This window comes from Paenibacillus castaneae (genome assembly GCF_002884445.1).
In the GTDB taxonomy this organism is placed as follows: domain Bacteria; phylum Bacillota; class Bacilli; order Paenibacillales; family Paenibacillaceae; genus Pristimantibacillus; species Pristimantibacillus castaneae.
In genome coordinates this window covers 312,558-333,357 of record NZ_KZ614144.1, presented here as the reverse complement: position 1 = coordinate 333,357, position 20,800 = coordinate 312,558, and the positions used below count along the sequence as shown (strand labels likewise).

The window sequence follows — 20,800 nt, the reverse complement described above, 5'->3', positions numbered from 1 at the left end:
ATTCCCCCTAGCGAATCACCTTGCAGCACTGTTATTATCCGCAACATATCCAATATTATCCGAGTATTCCGGCAACTTCTGCTGTGAAACACTAAAAAAGGCTGTCTCAAAAGGTGACAAACCCGAGGTTACCCTCAAGGTTTATGACTTTTTGGACAGCCCTTTCTATAAGGCATTCTTCGTATGAGCTCGCACTTGGAGATAGAGCTAGTTTTTAGCTCTATTTCTCCAAAAGGAAGCTGAATTTTGTGGTATAGAGCTAGTTTCTAGCTCTATTTCGTTCATCTAACTTTAGACGAGCTCATATCAGTTAGTTTTCCTGGATATAGAGCTAATTTCTAGCTCTATTTCGCTAAAAGCAAGCTTATTTATTGTAATAGAGCTAGTTTCTAGCTCTATTACACCATTAGTTATCAAAACAGCGTGAAGGAGGTAAACATCGCTTAATGATTAAGCAAATTATAAATCACTTTTGCCGCTTCTGCTCTAGTTGTAATGCCTTGAGGATCGAACGCACCGTTCGGACGTCCTTGAATGAGGCCTAATCCTGCGGCTGCATCTACTTGCTCAATCGCCCAGGCCGAAACTCTTTTTGCATCTGTAAATGTATCATTAGCTTCTAGTGTTGAATATGCTTCATTCCTAATCTGATAGGCTCTCATCATCATAACAACCATTTCCTCACGGGTAATGTTTGCATTTGGCGCAAAGATGGAGGTACTCTTGCCTTTGACAATACCCGCCTTCACACCGATCGAGATGGCTTCAGCATACCAATCACTTGTCTTCACATCCACGTAGGATACGCTCGCTTTATCTGTAAGTTTAAGCGATCTGACCAACATCGCAGTAAACTCCGCACGTGTCAGCTTCCGTTCAGGTGCAAACTCTGTTGCGCTCGCACCATTAATAATCAGCTTCGATGACAACTCTCGAATGACATGAGCAGCCCAATGATTAGCCGGTACATCAGTGAACGTTTTCTCCACTTCGAGTATAGCATACTGACTGAAGTGGCTGATATCTGTTACCCATTCTTCGTTGTTGTATTTGCCCCCCATGTACTCCAGTTCTCCACTGTCTGAAATAAAATAGATAGCTGCCAGCTCTGGATTTGCTTGGGACCCAGCTTTCATTCTTAATGTAATCGGCTGATCGAATTTATGGATGATGACAGACGACTTCTTGTTAGCGCCTGTAATCGAAAGATGGAAATCGAATATAGCTCCCGCAAGTTTAATAGATGCATGCGCGGATAATTCTCCTCTATCAATCGCCAGCTTCGCTTGCGAGTCTGACAACGGTATGATTTGCAAGGAAATGACGCTATCCTTAAGCTCATCCGAATTTATCAGGCTAGTCAATTGTTTAATAACTTCTGATGGCAATACGAGCGATACATCGCCTGTATGAACTTCAAGTTTGTTCTGACCAAGACGCTGTACAGTATCGATTGGCAGTAATACTTCCGCCGTCATAGCCGGTAAGGAAATAACAGCTCTCCCGTTTACGCTATTAATTTGGTCAGGAGTTACCGTAACTGCAGCATTTGGGTTCGGAGTATTGGTATTGCCTTCAACAATGCCACCTCCACCAGGTATTGATGGATCCATACTAGTATCCGGTTCTGCACCTGGGTCTGGTTTTGGATCTGGTTTAGGGTCTGGTTTTGGATCCGGTTTAGGATCTGGATCAGGTGTATTATTCTGCCCCGTCATATTAGCTTGAGCATACTCGCTTGCAAGCTGGCTTAAATGAGTGAGCTGAGCTTCATTCCATGTGCCGTTTTGCAATGCAGGCATTAGCTCTGCTTTGATCACGTCATTCCAAGCTCCTGTTCCGCCATACGTGTCCCAGACGCCCTCTTTCAATCCAATCCTTTGCAGCGTATTCAAATCCGCAGATCTCTGATTCAAATACTTTTTCAAGAAGCGATTATAGTCCACACCGGTAAATTCCTCGCTTAATTGATTCCATACGTATGCTGCCGCCTCAGGATGTGCTGAAGAGGACAGGATGACCGGATATGCCGGATCTTCGATCATTGCTTTGTAGCCCTCAGCATTCGGACCTTTAGGGAACATCAGGAATACCCAATTAGCGCTTGGCATCGAGAATTGTCCTGCAGGAATGGGAACATCGTTGACATCCACAATGACCGGAATTTTCATCGCTTGACCCAAGAAACTGCCATCCCGCATTTCAATCGTCGCATCCTGAAGCTTATCCGCTGCCTTCAGCTTATCGGCCGTTTCATTATATGGCATCGCCATGAACAAGATGTTTCCTTTGCTAAATTGTTCAATATACCAATCATCAGCTGCGCCATCCGGTTTCGTGACAATTAACCCCGCCTCATACCATTCGCTGTATAATTGGCTTGCTTCTTGAAAACTAGAAGAGTCCAAAGAAAATTCAGCTTGGATAGAACCATTTAATGTTCCTTTTGCAGCATTGTTGGAGTACACCATTTGTTTGAACAATTCATCGGTATCTGCAAACAAATACTTGCTTCCAGCAAAGGGTGAACCTTTGAATTTATTCGCAATTTCTTTAAGTTTGTTCCAGTCCCAGTTATTGCTCTGCTGCAGCGCCATCAGATCCTCGGATACACCTATGGATGATTGCAGTGCTTTATTGGCAAATAACCCTATGCTGTTCATCGTCGGCCCCGCGTATAGACCATAAATATTTTGATCAAATGAAGACATTGCCACATAAGCTTTGTTCCATTTGCGGTCATTGAAGTCAAATTCACTAAATTGACTTGCCGGCAATATGTTCTTATCCTTGATTAATCCCGTCTTTGCCCATTCATCCGGAATAATCAGAATATCTGGCATGCCAGAGACAGTTTGCCCTGCTTTCACTTTATTTATGTTGTCTGTTAATTGATCTTTCGACCAATCGATGTCAGGCATGAATTGGATCTGCACATTGCTTTCTGTTTGGATTCGTTCCACCCTTCGATTCCATAACGTCTGCTCGTAGAAGCGTGAGAAATACGCTCCGATATTACCACCAAGCATGGTCTCTAATTTCCCGTTCGCATCCTTCGAATAGGAGAAGCCAATGTTTTTCAATGGCTCTGGAATCGGGCTGTATGTGTCTTTGATCCAGCCGATAGATACCGTTTGTCCGCTCAAATCTCTAATTTCACGATCATTCGCATAGACAGGATCTCCTGTAAGTCTAACATCAACAGATTCTGTGCCTACTGGCTTGCTGTTGTCGACATTTAGACTTCCAAGCTCCCAGAAATACAGGTCGGCCATACCGCCGCCAAGAACAACGGTCATTTCATATTGTCCATTGCCTTTGTTTACAAGCGGAACCTCAACAATCTCGCCTGTATTGCGGCTAACTTTTCTTAATTTCTGAGGATCAATGCCGCTGCTTAAATCAAACGTAAGCTTTACTTCCTGACGTGTCTCATAGCTTGATCCCTTTTGTTCTTCTCCCGGAAGGCCATTGCCGCTTGTCAATCCATTTAACACCATAAAATATTTAGGTGCGGTAGAAGTGAAAAATTGCGTCGTATCGATACCCGGCAGTGGATTGAAATACGAGATAAATACATCGCCGTTCAACCCATCGTTATTAGGTCCAATATTAGTAACCCCAATATTTCGGATATAAGCCTCATCTAATGAGGAGGTCCATTCCTTATTATCTGCAGGTCTACTGTTCTTCACAGCTGTTCCGTTTGCCATATGCTGACCAGGAACGATAAGTACATCGCTGTTATTGATATGCACTAAATGCTCGCCAAGATTTTTACTTTGTCTAATCATTTCTTTAAATTGGTCATAAATATGATAGGGCATTGAATTTCCATCTTCATCAAGCCTATAGTCGCTAAACAAATACCCTGGTGTATCCTTGATCCAGCGGAAGATGCTCATCCATTTGGCTCCGAATGTCCAATTGGCGAATGCGCTAAGATAGACTTGTGATTCCGTCATTTCATACCAGCCGTCTCCTCTTCTCTCGTACGCTGCTGCTCCAGGACCTGTTCTCCATGCTTGAATATAGTTGCCGAAAGGTATAGGCGACAGTCCTGTTCCGTCATAGCCCTCTGATGCAATAATCCGGTAACGGTTCAAGTCATCATAGAATGGAATAACGGTTCCGCCAACTTCTTGTGCTTGTCTATTCTCACGGAAGTAATACATATCATAGGTTATGAAGTCCGGCTTGGACGTTCTAACATACTTGCGAAGCATATCTTTGTTGAATGTCGAGATTAAGCTCATCTCAGTAGTCGGCGTATTGCCTACTTCGTTATGATGGACGAGCACATTCGGATATTTCTCCTTCGATAAATCGAACCAATCCTTCAAAATTTGAGTCAGTGTATCGGAGTAATCCTCCTCATCACCAATCCCGATATTCAGGAAATTGTCTACATTCGCCAGCTGCTCCGGCTTCAAATATCCATTAGCCTTCTGCTCTTCAGTAGGAGCGCCAGTCTTGCCGCGGTCATGTTTATAGATCGTATCGCTGTCGAAATAGGTAGATGATAAATGATTGGCATTAGGCCCGAAAGCGACTCCCCACTTCAAGTCCGGATTCTGCTCATGCAGATCGCTATTATAGTTAGGCGCGTCATTGTATTGAACGGCTGTTAAGCCCAAATCCTTAATATTGTTGGCCGAAGGGTATTTCATCCATTTCTTCAGCTCATACGCTTCATCTGTTGGCACCCATGCTTGAAATTGCAAGCCATTCTTAATGAATAGCTTACTGCCGCGTGAGAGTACAGGCTCGGTCAGAATCGGATCAGCTAGGCCTTTCTCCTCTATGTTCACGTCGTCAATATAGGCGCTGCTGCCCTTGGCCGTGCTGAAATCGATATACGCCATCGAAGCATCCGCGCTTGTCTCGAAATCATAATAGAATACCGACCAATTCGTATTTCGAATCATCGTATGCTCAATGTAATTCATAATATTTTTCTTATCGCCGGGAATACCGTTTTTATAGCCGGAGATTCGGAACGATAAAGTCTGGTTATCGCCCCTAACCTTGGCAGCGAAACGTACCCGGTATTTGGTGCTGGGCTTCAAATCTGTTTTTTCGTATCCAATCGTTTCCTGCGATGCACTATTCTTGCCTACAAACAGGGAATGGGCACCTGTATATTTCTCTGCAGTTACGATTTCAAAATTGTTATACTTGCTGAAAAATTGGTTTTTGACTGCAGCATCTGTAGATACCATGTCGGCACCCGCCTCGAAATGCCCATTCACTACCAAAAACTGTGATGGCACTTCAGGGTCTACGGGAGGCTCTGGCTTCGTATCGGAAATCTGCTCCAGTGTTAATTGATCGACTAACACTTGCGGCAATGCGTTATTAGCCCAGAAATTAATTTTAGCTTGAGGATAGGTAGGTACAAAGGTTAATTCATAATCTTTCCAATCATTTGTCAATCCTGAGAAAGAGGCCGAAACAGATTTGCCATTTGTCGTATAATTTGGTGTATCAAAGCTTTTGACAGACAATGATCCAGCAGTGGCCGTTGCACCTGGAGCTACTTTCATCTTGACTCTCAAGCGGTAAGTGGCCTCCGTCTTAAGACCATCCACTTTATAGTTCAGATTAATCGGAAACGAAATGCCATCACCGAAATGCAAGCTTCCGTTACCGGAGGACACCTGCTCAAGCGCAGCTGTAATGTATGCTGTAGTAAAGCCGCCGCTTATTGCGTTGCCTTTATTCACAAAAAACGTATTCATTGGTGCCGTATCATCACTGCCACCCCATGCAATAATATTGCTATCATCGGGATTGTCGAAATCCGCGCCGATCAGCGGCACTTTAACTATCCATTTCCCAATTGCAGTATCATAGTAGTAAGCATCCGTATTTGACGTGAAGACAAGTGTAGCTTCATATCCGGCAGGCGACTTATCGGTTGCCCTGACTCGGACTTGAACAACGCAATCACCGAGCAGATCAGGCTTCGCATAAGGATTGTAATCCTTCCAGCCCGTATTGTTGATATTGTATTCCATCGTCTCATCAATGCCTAGAATATAATTATTGTCGTCATCTCCCGTTACTGGTGGAGCAGCAGGCACAGGCTCCGAGTCGAGAACCTTCTCGAGCCGCATATGATCGATTAAGACTTGACTCTTATTCGCAGATCCCCAGAAATTAATTTTGGCATGGGGGTAGGTTGGTACGAAGGTTAACGTATATTGCACCCATTTGTCTGTTACGTTGTTGAAAGGAACAGACACCGAGCCGCCGGCAGAAGTGAAATTCGCCGTATCATAGTTTTTGACAGATAGCGATCCACCGTTAGTCGGAACTCCCGGAACCCGCTTCATCATAACGCTCAATTGATAAGTCGCTCCTATTTCTAAACCATCAACCTTGTAATTCAAATTAAAAGGTCCCGTTACCCCGTCTCCGAGATAGAGGCTGCCGTCTCCCTCGTACACGCTCTCCGTTACACTAGTCGTATGTGCTGTAGTAAAGCCTGTGCTTATGGCTTCACCTTTATCTACGAAGAACGTATGCATAGGCTCTGTTTCATCACTAGCCCCTCTTAGCTTAATATTGAAATTGTCAGAGCTGTTAAAGTCTGCCCCTGCTAGCGGAACGTCTACATAATATTTTCCAGCGGCTTCATCATACCGATATGAGAACGCTTCCACTTTATCAGAAATAAAGAAAAGGCTTCCCATAATCTGAACCATTAACATAAATGTCAACAGTATCGAAATTCTTTTTCTAACCGATGCTTTCAATTATGCTCACCTCTCGAATTGGTTTATACAAAGATGATCTCATTAGAATTACAGCCGCATAACATTTCAATCTCTGAATGCGGCTGCATGCTCCACTACTTCTTATTTACTTGCAACTCGATCGTAAGCACCTTGCATAGAGGCAACGAATTGATCCAGCTTAAGTTGCTTTAATTTGTTAACATAAGCATCCCATTCAGCATCAATACCGCCGTTAAGCAGCCATTTGGTTTGGGTATCTTTTACATAGTTTCCGATATCCAAACCTTCAGTTGTATTCGTCTTGATTTCGTCCGGCGTGAAGTTCATAACCGGCAATGTGTTGTTTTGCTTCGCATTCAGATAAAATTTATTAATGTTATCTGCTTTTTCTTCATCTGCTGCTGTTATTGGTACAACCGTGCCCAACATATCAGCAGTAATAAATTTCGGCGATTGATCGAACGGCGCATTTTGGTGCCATAATTCCATAAAGGTGATGCCTTCTGGAACATCCTTTGTATTGAAGTCAAATGTTCCGTCGCCTTTATCAATCAGGCCAATTCCGACTGGACCGTATTGGGATTCAATGCTTGTCAATTGGTTATAGAACTCATCAACCCATCTCATTGTAATTTCAGGGTTTTTGTTTTTGTGTGTAATAGCAAATCCGTTGCCGCGAACGTTAATATTGTTGTTTCTCTTCATAACGACCGGCTCTTCGCCACTCGGTCCTTTGAATGGATTAATAGCTACATATTGATCAGCTGTTTCAGGCGATACAGCTTGTGAAGACCAAGCGTAGAATGATCCCACAATACCTTTCGGATCCTTCATCTTCGCATCAAACTGCTTCGGATCTTGCGTGAAGCCTTCTTGGTCGAACAATCCTTCTTTAAAGAATTTGCTCAAATATGAAATCGCTTCTTTATATTCAGGCTTGTCCGCTGTAAACACTAATTTGCCATCATCGCCTATGACGAAATGATCCACCGCATTTCCACCACTGTTATGCACGTCAACTCGTCCGAATGCACCGAAGAATTGGCCATATCCTGTAATGTGATTGAAGTTAAGGAATGTGTAAGGAATTTCATCATTTTTATTGCCGTCTCCGTTTGGATCTTGTTCTTTGAAAGCCTTCAGAACGTTATAGTACTCGTCCAGCGTTGTAGGCACTTCAAGACCCAAATTGCTTAACCATTGTTTATTAATATAAAGAATCCCAGGATAGTTACGTTGAACTTGCTCAATAACCGTACCCATCGTATATTTTTTACCGTCGGATGCCGTGCTCATACCAGACAACAGCGGCTGTTTATTCATCGCCTCTTTGTAATTTGGCGCATATTTCTCAATTAAATCGTTAAGTGGAATTACCGTTCCTTGAGGGCCAAATTTATTGGCATCCTCAATTGAAAACGCTTCCGGTCCAAAGAAAGCATCGGGCACTTCATCCGAAGCTAGCAGAATGTTTTTCTTATCGGGATAGCTGGATTGTTGATATAGCTCCCATTCGATATGAACATTTGTTTTCTCCTCCAGCTCTTTGAAGAACGGCATATCTGCAAAGTTCGCTGTAGTCGGACCTTGAATACCAATCATTTTCAAAGTCACCTTGTCCTTCACAATCGGCAAGCCTTTCACATACATATTGCCGATCATTTCACTGTCGTCTGATCCTTTCCCTGCATTCGTGTTCCCTGCATTCTGAACAACTGAATTGTTCTTAGCTGAACAACCAGCCAGCAATGCTAGTGAGATTACTCCCGCCATTACTGTTTTAAACACCTTTTTCCCCTTCATTTAAAACCCTCCCTTTTTGTATTTCAGTGATGAATGTAATTCATTTATGCTGAACAGGCATGCCTGTTAACATCCAAGCAGTATGTTACCCTTTAATTGAACCGACTAAGACACCTTTAACAAAGTATCGTTGTAAGAACGGATAGAGAATGAGCAGAGGAAAAGCAGCTACGATGATAACACCGTATTGGATCAATGAAGCTATCTCCAACTGCTTGCTGGCTTGCTCGACGTTTTCCATCATATCAGGAGAAATCGTATTCGCGATCAGGATGTTCCGCAGTACCAATTGCAGCGGATACAGTGTCTCATCCTTCAAATAAATCAAAGCGCTGAAGTACGTATTCCAATAGCCGACCGCGTAGAACAACACCATAATGGCTATCAGCGCAGACGAAAGCGGAAGCGCGATTCTAAAGAAGAATCTGAATTCATTACACCCATCTATTTGCGCCGCTTCTCTTAATTCATCAGGAATCGACGTTTGGAAGAACGTTCTCGCTATAATGAGGTTCCACGGAATGACAGCTACAGGCAAAATTAACGACCAGAATGAATTGTACAAGCCTAGATTTTTCACCAGGATAAAGGTGGGAATCAATCCTCCATTAAAAAACATCGTAAATACAATCATATACATCACTAGGTTCCTGCCGGCTAACTCCCGTCTCGACAAGGCGTAAGCACCCGGGATCGTAATTGCAACACTAATCAAAGTGCCAAGCGCCGTATACAGTAATGAGTTGCCATACCCCGTCAATATCATTTTGTCATTAAAAATTCGGACATAGCCTTCAAAGTTAATGCCTTTAGGAATGAGTGTAACCTGCCCTGAATTAACTAGCGTCGGATTGCTGAATGAAGCTATGACCACGAAATAAAGCGGATACAAAACAATTAGAAGAACAATCGTTAGCAGCCCGTAATTGAAAATATCGAATAAAATATCAGATCTGCTTCTAGCTTTTACGTTCATATACATTCACCTACTTTTTGATTTACCATAACGAAGTATTGGTTGCTTTCTTGGCCAGCATATTTACCGACATTAGGACTATTAGACAGATAACGGCTTCAAACAATCCTATTGCTGTTGCATAACTGAAATCAGCCTGTTGAATACCTACCTTATATACATAAGTTGAAATGACTTCAGATGCACTTCGATTTAAATTATTTTGCATCAAATACACTTTCTCAAAGCCTAGTGAAAGCATTCTGCCTGATTCTAGAATGAGTAGAATAACCGCAGTTGCCATAATCCCAGGAATGTCGATATACCAGACACGCTGCCATTTAGAAGCGCCGTCCACAACTGCCGATTCATGTAATTCTGGACTGATTGATGCGAGTGCTGCAAGGTAAATAATAGTTCCCCACCCAGCATGCTGCCAAATTTCCGAAATAATATAGATAGCTTTGAAAAATTCTGGTCTTGCCATAAAAAATACCGGATCCAGCCCTAATGACTTGATGATGGAGTTGACCACACCGCTACGAGGTGAAAGGAACAACGAAACCATACCAACGATTACGACTGTCGAAATGAAATGCGGTGCATAAATAACGGTCTGAACAAGCTTTTTAAATTTCATTCGCAGCACTTGATTGATCATTAGGGCTAGAATAATCGGAACTGGAAACCCGAATATCAAGCTGAACAAATTCAGCAGCAGCGTGTTTTTAATAACCATCAAAATTTCTGATGATCGGAAGAACCTTTGGAAATGCTCAAAGCCTACCCAAGAGCTATCCCAAATGCCTTTTAGCGGATAGAAGTCTTTAAATGCGATTTGTACGCCATACATTGGGAAATATCGAAAGATAACAAAGTATGCGACCATCGGGAATAGAAAGATGTACAGCTGATAATTTCGTAGTAATTGTTTCATTGTTCTCTTCACAACCAACCAACCCTCACTCCTCTTTAATAAAGCTGTCTGTCTCAACCACGTTCCGAGCATATGTTTTATACAATCCGATGTAAATGAACATAATTTCTATACATGTGCAAAATTTGAACAGCCGAATGAAAAATCCTCGTTAGACAGCGCTTTTTGGCTCTAATATGCAGAATTTGAGGCAATATGCAAGATTTGATTTCACCACAAAAATGCGTATTTAAATTGATATTCAATAAAAATTGCGCTATAGTTAACCTGCAATTCGGACATTACATCATAAGAGAGGGAGTTCTATGTTAAAGTCAAAACTATTTACTAGATATGTTACTTCCTACACCGTACTGTTTTTTATTCCACTGCTCATATTGGCATTTTACGCTTTTCATAATTTTAACGATGTGTTAAGAAAGGAAATCAATTCGCATAATTCACGGTTATTGGAACAATCCAAAAACGCCATAGATTTAAGAGTAGAAGAAATGATTAAGCTTTCCATTCAAATATCCAACAACCCTTACTTCTCTAAATCACATCTCGAAGAAGACAGCTTCCTTAATGTCGTTCAAGCGACCAAGCTGCTCGAAAATTTCAGTATTCCAAATAACTTCTACAGCAATTTCTTTATTTATTACTTTGATCGCGACCTGATTTATTCACCACAAGGTACCTACAGCCCTCAGTACTTCTCTAAATCCATTTACAAATACGATAACTGGAGCTTAGAGCAGTTGAAGAATCAAGTGATAATGAGCCGTAAAGGATTTGTTAGACCCGCGGAATATATTCATATGAACAATAGCTCAGAACGCTATATTACATATGTTGCGCCTCTGCCATACTCAAGTGAACAGCCAAGTGGAGCTGTATTCTATCTCATTCGTGAAAGCGCTATCTACAATATGGTGAAAGAAACACTGATATCGAATAAGAGCAGCATCCTAATTCTTGATAACGAGTTCAATCCCATTACAATGCTGGGAGACTTAGAAATCAATTCGGTTGATCTTCAACAGCTGCGTCAGCATAGAAATCAGTTTGCTTTGAAAACGACCATTAAAGATAAGCCTTATTTCATATCAAGCATTACATCCAATAAAACAAGCTGGACTTATATTAGCTTCATGCCTACTGATATCGTGACAGGCAAGCTGTCTCAACTGAAAATGTCCACAATCGAGTTGTTTCTATTCTTGTTCATCATTGGTATTCTACTAATTTATTTCTTTATGCACTTGAACTATAAACCTTTGAATGAGCTTACAAAAATGGCCACGCGTATTGCGGGAAGCACGCTGTCTACCCCATTAGGAGGCCTCGAAACTGTTCATTCAGCTGTGGATCATATGAGCAGACAAATTAATGTATTGGAGCAAAAGGTGGAATCGGCAGCCGTTACGATGCGGTTCCGGCTTCTTCAGCAGCTGTTGAAAGGCTATTTCGCCGACCAAGAGGAATTTAACTTGAAAGGGGCAGAATATGGCTTAACGATTTCCGGTACCAGCTATGCCGTGCTCATTATCATGTTCGATTCTATTAAGCAATTGGATGAAGAACAGATTGACACTGCTTTTAAAGAGACTTTTGCTCATTCGTATCATTATTTTGTACTTGAAAATGTCCCAGAGGACCAAATTTTCCTCATTCTGAACGATGAAAATGATCAAATGGGAGCATGTGAGTCATTGTGCACAGAGCTACTGAAAAATTTCAAAAATAATTACGGCATCCATTGTACAATTGGGATTGGTAACTGGCATTCTTCCATATCCGATATATCAAAGTCCTATTTGCAGGCTTGTTCCGCCATTGATTATTGGCCAATTCGGGGTAAACATACCATTATCACTTATCAACAAATGGAAGAAAGCATGAACTATATTTCCCATTATCCTCATCAGCAAGTCGAGCTTTTGAAAGCGTATATATCCGAACGTGATGCGGTTAATTTTGCTACTTTATTAGATGCAATTATTAAGAGTCTACAAGAAAAGAACATACCGCTAATTACGGCACGTTTAATTTTCTATAATATGGTCCAAGCCATTATTCATACGATTTACAAAAATAATTACGAGCTCAACGAGGAAATTATAAAAAATTTAGACATTATCTCCTTAGCAAGACAAGATTCAGTAGATGATTTGTCCATACGCATTAAAGCGATCTGTTCTGAACTGTTTGTCAGCGTTGATCATAAAGGCCTTGCAGAAAATAAACAAAATGGTAGAATGAAGCAATATATTGAAGAACATTATTGTGAGAGCCACTTCTCCCTGCAAAGCATGTCCGATTATTTAAACATATCCGTTTCTTATTTAAGCCACTCTTTCAAAGCGCAGTTTAACCGCAATATCTCGGACTATGTCAATGATCTGAGAATGACCAAAGTGAAATGTGATCTTACGAATACGGATAAGAACGTGCAGGAAATTGCACAAAGCGTCGGTTATTTGAATCAATCCAGCTTTATCCGCAAATTCAAACAAACAACAGGCATTACACCAGGGGCTTACAGGGAGCTCAGCAGAAAAGGAACCAAATAAGCTTGGTATATGATCATTATTTGATTAAAAAAAGCCGCATGAGTGATCGGTCAAGTCCTGACCGATCGTTCATGCGGCTTTCTATTTGAGGATTTGTTCAACCTCTATTTTTTCGATATTGATCGGGCGTCATTCCTTTAACCTTGCGAAAATGCCTGATGAAATAGCTCGTTTCCATTCCAACAAGGCTTGCAACTTCTTTAACTGTAATGCTTTCTATCTCCTTCATAAGCTTAATCGCTTTGTCCAATCTAACCCTTTGAACGTATTGATGCATGCTCACACCGTACGTTTTGCGAAACAAACGGTTCAAGTATTGATGTGTATATCCTAATATAGAGGCTACATTCGACAGCGTAATATTCTCGTTGAAATGCTCATTCAAATAGCTTGCAGCTTGCCCAGCCACTTCACTGCCTGCATCCCTGTCCTTCGGAGCATTCGGCTTTGGATTAGCCTCGGTTACGGTTTCAATAAACCGTAACCGGTTCAAATCCAAGAATAAGCTGTATAGCAAACGGACAGCCTCCCATTCAGCACCGGTGTCGTTGATATCACCAATCATCCACATCTCATCCAGCAGACGCCACACTCCCTCCATATCCGGGGCATTCTCCAGCTTGCGCGCCTCCATTCCGAAATGCTGCAGAAGCTCATCAACCTTAGTGCCCAGAAAGGATACATAGCCTACTTCCCACGGCTCACTAGAAGTTGGGAAATATTCATGAGGCAAATCAGGCGGCAGTAGGATATACTGCATCGGCCCAAAGTCGAACTCCTCCTTATTAGGCAGCCGGACTCGCCCCTGCCCGTTACGAACAAACAATAATTGAAAAGCAGAAAATCCATCCGGCCGAGCCATCTGCTTCTGAACATTATAACCGACAGTATGCACATATATAGACATCGGCACATAGGGAGGCCGAAAAAAACGAATGGTACGAATATCCATAGCTCCATCCACATCTCACTTTCTTCCTATAATAATTAATTGTGTTTCAATTCGTTATATCGGAATTCAAAAAATCCGATTTCTTGTTTCTTTGTTATAATGTATCATTGTAATAAAATAAAATATGTTACTAAGGAGTATATTCAAAATGTTATATGGAGCTTGTTATTATCCCGAACATAGAGAAGCACATCGTTGGGAGGAAGATCTACTCCTAATGCAGCAAGCCGGAATCAATGCTCTTCGTATCGGTGAATTTGCTTGGAAGCTTTTTGAGCCTCATGAGGGGAAATTTGATTTCAGTTGGCTGGATGAATTTCTGCAGCTATCCGATCGCTATGCGATTCGCCTTGTGCTGTGTCCCCCGATGCGTACCATTCCAGCTTGGCTTATAGAGAAAGACTCTTCTATGAAGATTGTAACTCAAGAAGGGCATGAACTGGAATATGCCAGCCGCTATTCCTTCTGCATCAACCATCCTCTGCTCCGCTTGAAGGCGCAGCAGCTTGCAATTGCAATGGGAACCCGTTACGGCAAACATCAAGGCGTTATTGGATGGCATCTTGATAATGAAATCGGTGACGAACCTGACTGTCACTGTTCGGTATGCAGCCAGAAATGGCGTCAATGGCTGGAAAATAAATATCGCGAAATCGAGACTCTCAATTCAGCCTGGGGCACTGTATTCTGGGGCCAACAATATGACCATTTCGAAAAAATTCCGACTCCACGCGTAACGAAGGCCGATTTCAATCCTGCATTTATTCAAGCATGGCGTCAATTTCGCAGTGATTGCAATGTCGAAGCGGTCCAACTGCTTGCTGAAGCTGTACGTTCACAGCAGCATGATAGTACGCAGTATATCACGACCAACAATCAGATGCTGTGGAACAACCGAACCGATTATTACGAGATGGCCAAGCAGCTGGATATTACAGGGACGAACTATTACCCTCCCTATGGAGATCGCTGCCGTACTTTGGAGCTAGGATTGGCAGTGAATCGCAGCCTTAAGAACGCACCTTTCCACGTTTATGAACTGCGCAATGAAAGCCATGCCATCTTAGGCGCGGAGAGCAACTCCCCTGCACCTGGGGAGCTCGAGCGTCTTACGCTCCATACGATAGCGAACGGAGCAGACGGCGTCTTCTATTTTCCGTGGAAAAGATTCCCCTTTGGCTGCGAGCAAAATCATGGCGCTATAACCGATTATGACGGCAAGCCGACTAGAACGTACGAGGAATGCCGCGCTATTGGAGAACGCCTGCAGCGCTTGGCGCCAGTAATAGACGGCTCTAACGTCGCAAGCGATATTGCTGTGCTCTATGATTTCCCTAGCCGTTGGCATGTGGAGATTCCTTCCGACTGGACCGGAAATAACAAACTGTACATTCAACATATCAATAAGCTGTACCATAGTGTTCGCAAGCTTGGCTTCAACTGCGATGCTGTCGGAAGAAGCGGTGACTTCGCTAAGTATAAGCTGATCCTTGTACCGATGCTGCCCATCGTCGATGATGAGCTGGTTATAAAGCTTCAGCAATATACAGCAGCCGGGGGCGTAATCGTATTTCATCCTTTGAGCGGCATTAAAAATTCGGATGCCTGTTTCTACAAGGAACGACTGCATCCCGGGATAATTCAATTGCTTGGTTCAAAAACGTTGGAAACGGCTACTTCCGGTCCACAGAGTCCTGTCCATTTCCGCTGGCAGGAGCGTTTGTATCAATGCGAGATGCTGCATGAGCTCATTCAGACCGAAATGGCCCATATCGTCGGTACCTTTGCCGATCAATGGTTTGAAGGCTATCCGGCTGTAACGGTACAGCCTTTCGGTGAAGGCGAGTCCTGGTTCATAACGACATTTGCTGAAGAGGATTTCTACAAAGACTTCCTTCATTATATTTGTAATGAAATTGGTATTTCTCCTTTACTTGGCATAGCGCCCCCAGATCATGTAGAAGTAACGATGCGACAAAGCGCAGATGGAACAGCATTTATTTTTGTGTTGAACGGTTCAAGTCAACTGACCGAAATGACGATCAACCGACCGATGGCGGATATATGGAACTCGGAGAAAGAAAGTGACCACATATCCTTAAAGCCTTATGGCGTAAAAATATTAGTTAAACATAGGAACAACTAGTCATGACATAAGCAAGGAGTTTAGGCGACAGCCTAGGCTCCTTTTGTTATCGAAATAATAAAAAGGGGCAACCGCTTCATCGTCTTTATGACGAAGCCGTTACCCCATCTTCATATTCTATGGCACTCAGCCTTTATAAACGAATCGCTCGTCTCCCAGCTCTTCTTGCAAGCGGTGCAGCTCCTTGTCCAGTACGGCAACCACACGCTCATAATCAGGATCATTATACACATTGATCATCTCGTAAGGATCTTTTTTCAGATCAAACAGCTCCCACTCCGGTATCTTCGACTCATCCTCCGAACCAAGTGTTCCTAGAGCATCTGCATAGTAGTAAATTAGCTTGTATTGTTCTGTACGAATGCCGTAATGCGCATACACTTTATGCTCGGACAGATGCGTCCAGTATCTGTAGTACATAGATGTACGCCATTCAGCGGGCTCCTCTCCTTGCAGTATGGAGTGGAAGCTTGCCCCCTGCATCGATTCCGGAACATTAATACCCGCATAATTCAGAAAGAGCGGAGCGAAATCGACATTGAGAACCATATGCTTGCTGACGCTGCCTGCAGCAATTTTGCGGGGATAACGGATCACGAACGGCATGCGCAACGATTCCTCGTACATGAACCGCTTATCGTACCAGCCGTGGTCGCCAAGGAAAAAGCCTTGATCCGACGTGTAGATGACGATGGTATCCTCAGTCAGTCCTTCTTCGTCCAAATAATCAAGCATTCTGCCCACATTGTCGTCTACTGATGCGATGCAGCGTAAATAGTCTTTAATATAACGCTGATATTTCCAGCTTTTGAGCGCAGCTCCTTCCAATTGAGCAGGAGGATCCATTTTGAAATCATTTTTGGTCAAATCTCGATCAATTCGCATCTCAGCAGCAGCTGCCGCGCTAGCCCTGTTAGAATAATCATCATTAAATGTTTCCGGCTCCGGTATGTCCAAATCCTCATAAAGATGCGCGTGCTTCTTGTCTGGAATCCACGGCCGGTGCGGCGCTTTGTGGTGGCACATCAATAAAAACGGCTTGTCCTTATCCCGGTTTGCCATCCAATCGATTGATTTGTCTGTAACAATATCAGTAGCATATCCAGGCACAGTAATGGATTTCCCCATTTCAATCATGGACGGGTCATAGTAATCGCCTTGACCGGGAAAAACACTCCAGAAGTCGAAGCCTGTAGGGTCGCTGTTTCCCCCATGCCCCAAATGCCATTTGCCAATCATCGCGGTTTGATAACCGTCTTGCTGAAGCAGCTTGGCTACCGTCTGCTGTCTGCCATCCAATCGATCAGATAATGTTTTCACACCGTTCACATGGTTATACGTTCCGGTTAAGATAGCAGCTCTACTCGGCGTGCAAATGGAATTGGTGCAGAAGCAATTATCCATTCGCATGCCTTCCTTGGCGATTCTATCTATATTCGGCGTTTCATTAATTTTGCTATCATAGCAACTCATTGCGTGAGCAGCATGGTCATCACTCATAATAAAAAGTATATTGGGCCGTTTTTCCTTGCGGTCGCTCATTGCCGATACCTCTTCTCTTAGTTCAATTTGTTATATTAATCTTCAAAACGTTATTCCTTTTATATCCTATATTATTATAGTAATAATCCAGCATTTTGACAACATTATAATTAAATAGTTCAAAACGTTATACATCTAATATGACGCATTGTATGGAGGAAGAAACAAGCAAGAGGCTATCCAGACGGTGATAAAACCTGGGTTTAGGGCGTACTACGCATGAACTCGTATTTGCTAGGTTTTCTGGGAATAGAGCTAGTTTTAGAGCTAGAATAAAAAGTGGACACCTGTTAAGGAGAAATGGATAATTTACTTAACGAAGAAAGAGGTGTCCTTTATGGGGGAGCAACGTCAACGATTTAATGAAGATTTTAAGAAGCAAACGGTTAAATATATTCAGGATCAGACGAAGTCCGTACCGGAGATTGCTACAGAATTAAATATTTCCTCGAGTACTGTACACAAATGGTTAGCCAAGTACCGAGAATTCGACAATGAATCTTTAGCAAACCCCGAGAAAGTTCGTCAATTAGAACAACAATTAAAAGAGAAAGAACGCGAAAATCAACTGAAAGAGCGAGCGCTAGCAGATCTCCAAGAAGAATTGGCCATTTTAAAAAAGGCTCTGCACATCTTCAGCAAAGAAAAGAACTAAGGTTCCAATTTGTCGAAGATCATCGCTCTGAGTATCGACTAGAGAAGATGTGCAAGGTCATGGAGATTTCTCGGAGCGGTTATTATAAGTGGAAACTAGCTAAACCTAGTGAGCAAAAGCTTCGCAAGGCAGCTGTAATCGAGCGAATCAACTATCATTTCCACGATACCAAAGGGATCTATGGTAGTCCGAAGATTACCCATATGCTCTCGTTAGAGGGCATAAACACCTGTGAACGTACGGTAAGCAACTATATGAATGAGGTAGGATTGCGTTCCTGTGTTTCAAGGAAATTCAGAGTAAACACCACCGATTCCAACCATGACCAGCCTGTAGCTCCGAACATCCTGAATCAACAGTTTGCTACAGAGGAGCCTAACCGGGTGTGGGCAGCGGATATTACCTACATTCCTTGTCGTGAAGGACGACTTTATTTGGCCAGTGTTCTCGACCTCTGTACACGTGAAATTGTAGGTTGGCGGCTTGCTGCTCGAATGACTGTTGAACTTGTCCTTGGCGCATTAGAAGATGCTTTTAAGACGAAAAAACCCAAAAAGGGACTTATCCATCACTCCGATCGTGGTTCGCAGTATGCTTCTGCCGAATATCGAGAAAAGCTTTCCTCCTATAAGATGACAGCCAGCATGAGCCGTAAAGGTAACTGTTATGACAACGCGAGTATGGAATCTTTTCATAGCGTACTCAAGAAAGAGCTGGTTTACTGCAAGACATTCAAGACGAAGAAGCAAGCTTATGATGAAATATTCCAATACATTGAGCTTTTCTATAATCGCAAACGTATCCATAGCTCACTTGGCTATTTATCACCAGTTCGCTTTGCTGCGCTTTTTCATAAGAAAAGCGCTAGCTAATTCTCCTAAATAAGTGTCCACTTTATTGACAGAGGTCCATTTCTAGCTCTATTCCTCCAAAAGGAAGCCGGATTTGTGGTATAGAGCTAGTTTCTAGCTCTATTTCGTTCATGTAACGTCAGACGCGCTCATATCAGTTAGTTTTCCTGGAAATAGAGCTAATTTCTAGCTCTATTTCTCCAAAAGGATGCTTAGTTTGTGTAATAGAGCTAGTTTCTAGCTCTATTTCGCTCAAGCAGGTAGCCCTCGATCAAAAAAAGAAAAATGGCGGTACAGGAATAGTCCACCTGCACCGCCATTTTTCACTTTTTTTCCTGAAAGCAAGCTTAATCCTTTTGAGACAGCCTCTTTTTCATGTAGATGCAAATTTATAGCGAACCGCTTACAAGGCGCCCTTCGTACCATACTGCTTGCCGCTCCGATCTTCTCGCAATCGCTTCCGCCGAGCAGCTGGCATGCACCAGTACAAAACTTGCAGCATCTCCCACCTTCGGCCATACCTGCTCGCCTTCTGAATTAAGCGGCGTTTTCCCTCCTGTAATGAATCCAAGGGACTGAGACAATGACCGTTCATCATTATACCCGTACAATTCGGCGAACCGCCCTGCTTTGTCCAATTGATCGCCATTGCCGAAAGGCGACCAGTGGTCCGTAAGGCTGTCAGTTGCCAATTTCACTTTCACTCCTTGGCTGTACAGCATCGGAAGCGGCATCATCATTCTTCCAATCGGTACGGTTGATGCAATGGTCATACCAAGTGATGCCATCCTTCCAGCTACTTCTTCTGCCTCTTCCGGTCGAGCGCCTGCAAACCAAAAAGCATGGCTGACTGTTACCTTTCCTTGCAATCCAGCTTCTTCAATCAAATCCACTAGCCGAATCAGCGTCTGCTTTCCCGCTTCGTTTCCATCATGCAGGTGAATATCAATTCCAGCATTAGCTCCAACCGCCAGTTCTACCATGGCTTGCAGTGATTTCTCAATATCTCCATCTACTGTATGGGGATCGACTCCGCCAACATGGGTCGCCCCCTCTGCCAGGGATTGCTTGACCAGTTGAACAGACTGCGATCGAAGCAGACCATGCTGCGGAAAAGCTACAATTTCAGATGACATTTTACCAGAGAACGTGTTGAAGGCTTGCTTAGTTGCCTCTAGCCGGTTCAGCCCACTGACAGGCTCAATATTACAATGGCTACGTACATGGGTGGCACCAAATCCTTGTATAAGTGTCAATATGCTCTCCGCTTGTTGTTTCGCTCTTGGCAGCAGCTTAGGCAATAAGACCTTCTCTTCCTCAATCCGTTCGAAGATACTGGATACATGCTTTACTGCTTTCCACGGTCCGTCAAAATAAGTTTTATCCAAATGAATATGCGCCTCCTCGAAGGAAGGAAGCAGCAATAATGCTTTACAGTCATATTTGGGAAGAGTGCTTTGCAGCTCCAGTTCCGTTCCAATAATCTCAGCAATTACACCGTTCTCAATTCGAATATGACAAATTTCCGTATTCGTACCGGCCACTTGTCCATCTTCCATTATATAGCCCTGTTCTAATTTCACATTCGTTAACCAGTAAGAAGCGTTCAACATGTCATCCCTCTTTTTGTGAAAGGTTTTATAAGCTGTGTTCAATAAAAG

At 42.9% G+C, this 20,800-nt stretch carries 11 protein-coding genes; 4 read left to right on the top strand and 7 right to left on the bottom strand.

All coding sequences use genetic code 11. The annotated features are described in order from the left end of the window. Positions 1-443 precede the first annotated feature (443 nt). From CEF13_RS01490 to CEF13_RS01475, 4 genes are all read right to left on the bottom strand, one after another. The gene (locus CEF13_RS01490; RefSeq protein ID WP_102709093.1) at positions 444-6,761 is read right to left on the bottom strand and encodes an S-layer homology domain-containing protein; all 6,318 of its coding nucleotides are present in this window, start codon (positions 6,759-6,761) and stop codon (positions 444-446) included. Between the two features lie 102 nt (positions 6,762-6,863). Continuing rightward, positions 6,864-8,546 carry a type 2 periplasmic-binding domain-containing protein gene (locus CEF13_RS01485; protein ID WP_102709092.1) on the bottom strand — a complete coding sequence of 561 codons (1,683 nt, stop codon included), beginning with the start codon at positions 8,544-8,546 and terminating at the stop codon, positions 6,864-6,866. 85 nt (positions 8,547-8,631) lie between these two features. Beyond that, a complete protein-coding gene (locus CEF13_RS01480; RefSeq protein ID WP_102709091.1) occupies positions 8,632-9,528 on the bottom strand; it encodes a carbohydrate ABC transporter permease in 897 nt (298 codons plus the stop codon). Between the two features lie 16 nt (positions 9,529-9,544). Next, the gene (locus CEF13_RS01475) at positions 9,545-10,438 is read right to left on the bottom strand and encodes an ABC transporter permease (protein ID WP_243864693.1); all 894 of its coding nucleotides are present in this window, start codon (positions 10,436-10,438) and stop codon (positions 9,545-9,547) included. 305 nt (positions 10,439-10,743) lie between these two features. On the opposite strand from CEF13_RS01475, the gene CEF13_RS01470 reads away from it, so the two are divergent. Next, complete coding sequence (locus CEF13_RS01470) at positions 10,744-12,993, top strand: helix-turn-helix domain-containing protein (RefSeq protein ID WP_102709089.1); 2,250 nt, start codon at positions 10,744-10,746, stop codon at positions 12,991-12,993. Positions 12,994-13,090: 97 nt separating this feature from the next. Here the strand turns inward: CEF13_RS01470 and CEF13_RS01465 are convergent, their stop codons facing one another. After that, on the bottom strand, positions 13,091-13,957 hold the full coding sequence (locus tag CEF13_RS01465; RefSeq protein ID WP_102709088.1) for a helix-turn-helix transcriptional regulator: 867 nt from the start codon (positions 13,955-13,957) through the stop codon (positions 13,091-13,093). A 136-nt stretch (positions 13,958-14,093) separates the two neighbouring features. On the opposite strand from CEF13_RS01465, the gene CEF13_RS01460 reads away from it, so the two are divergent. Further along, positions 14,094-16,091 (top strand): beta-galactosidase, encoded by a 1,998-nt coding sequence (locus tag CEF13_RS01460; protein ID WP_166742882.1) that lies wholly within the window; start codon positions 14,094-14,096, stop codon positions 16,089-16,091. Between the two features lie 126 nt (positions 16,092-16,217). On the opposite strand, the gene CEF13_RS01455 is transcribed toward CEF13_RS01460, so the two are convergent. Continuing rightward, complete coding sequence (locus CEF13_RS01455; RefSeq protein WP_102709086.1) at positions 16,218-17,633, bottom strand: sulfatase family protein; 1,416 nt, start codon at positions 17,631-17,633, stop codon at positions 16,218-16,220. 337 nt (positions 17,634-17,970) lie between these two features. Between CEF13_RS01455 and CEF13_RS01450 the strand changes: the two genes are divergently transcribed. Both CEF13_RS01450 and CEF13_RS01445 read left to right on the top strand, forming a co-directional pair. After that, positions 17,971-18,288 carry a transposase gene (locus CEF13_RS01450; RefSeq protein WP_102709085.1) on the top strand — a complete coding sequence of 106 codons (318 nt, stop codon included), beginning with the start codon at positions 17,971-17,973 and terminating at the stop codon, positions 18,286-18,288. Then, positions 18,174-19,160 carry an IS3 family transposase gene (locus CEF13_RS01445; protein ID WP_146022663.1) on the top strand — a complete coding sequence of 329 codons (987 nt, stop codon included), beginning with the start codon at positions 18,174-18,176 and terminating at the stop codon, positions 19,158-19,160. The genes CEF13_RS01450 and CEF13_RS01445 overlap by 115 nt, the downstream gene beginning before the upstream one ends. A 368-nt stretch (positions 19,161-19,528) precedes the next feature. On the opposite strand, the gene CEF13_RS01440 is transcribed toward CEF13_RS01445, so the two are convergent. Then, a complete protein-coding gene (locus CEF13_RS01440; protein WP_102716141.1) occupies positions 19,529-20,752 on the bottom strand; it encodes an amidohydrolase in 1,224 nt (407 codons plus the stop codon). Between the last annotated feature and the right edge of the window lie 48 nt (positions 20,753-20,800).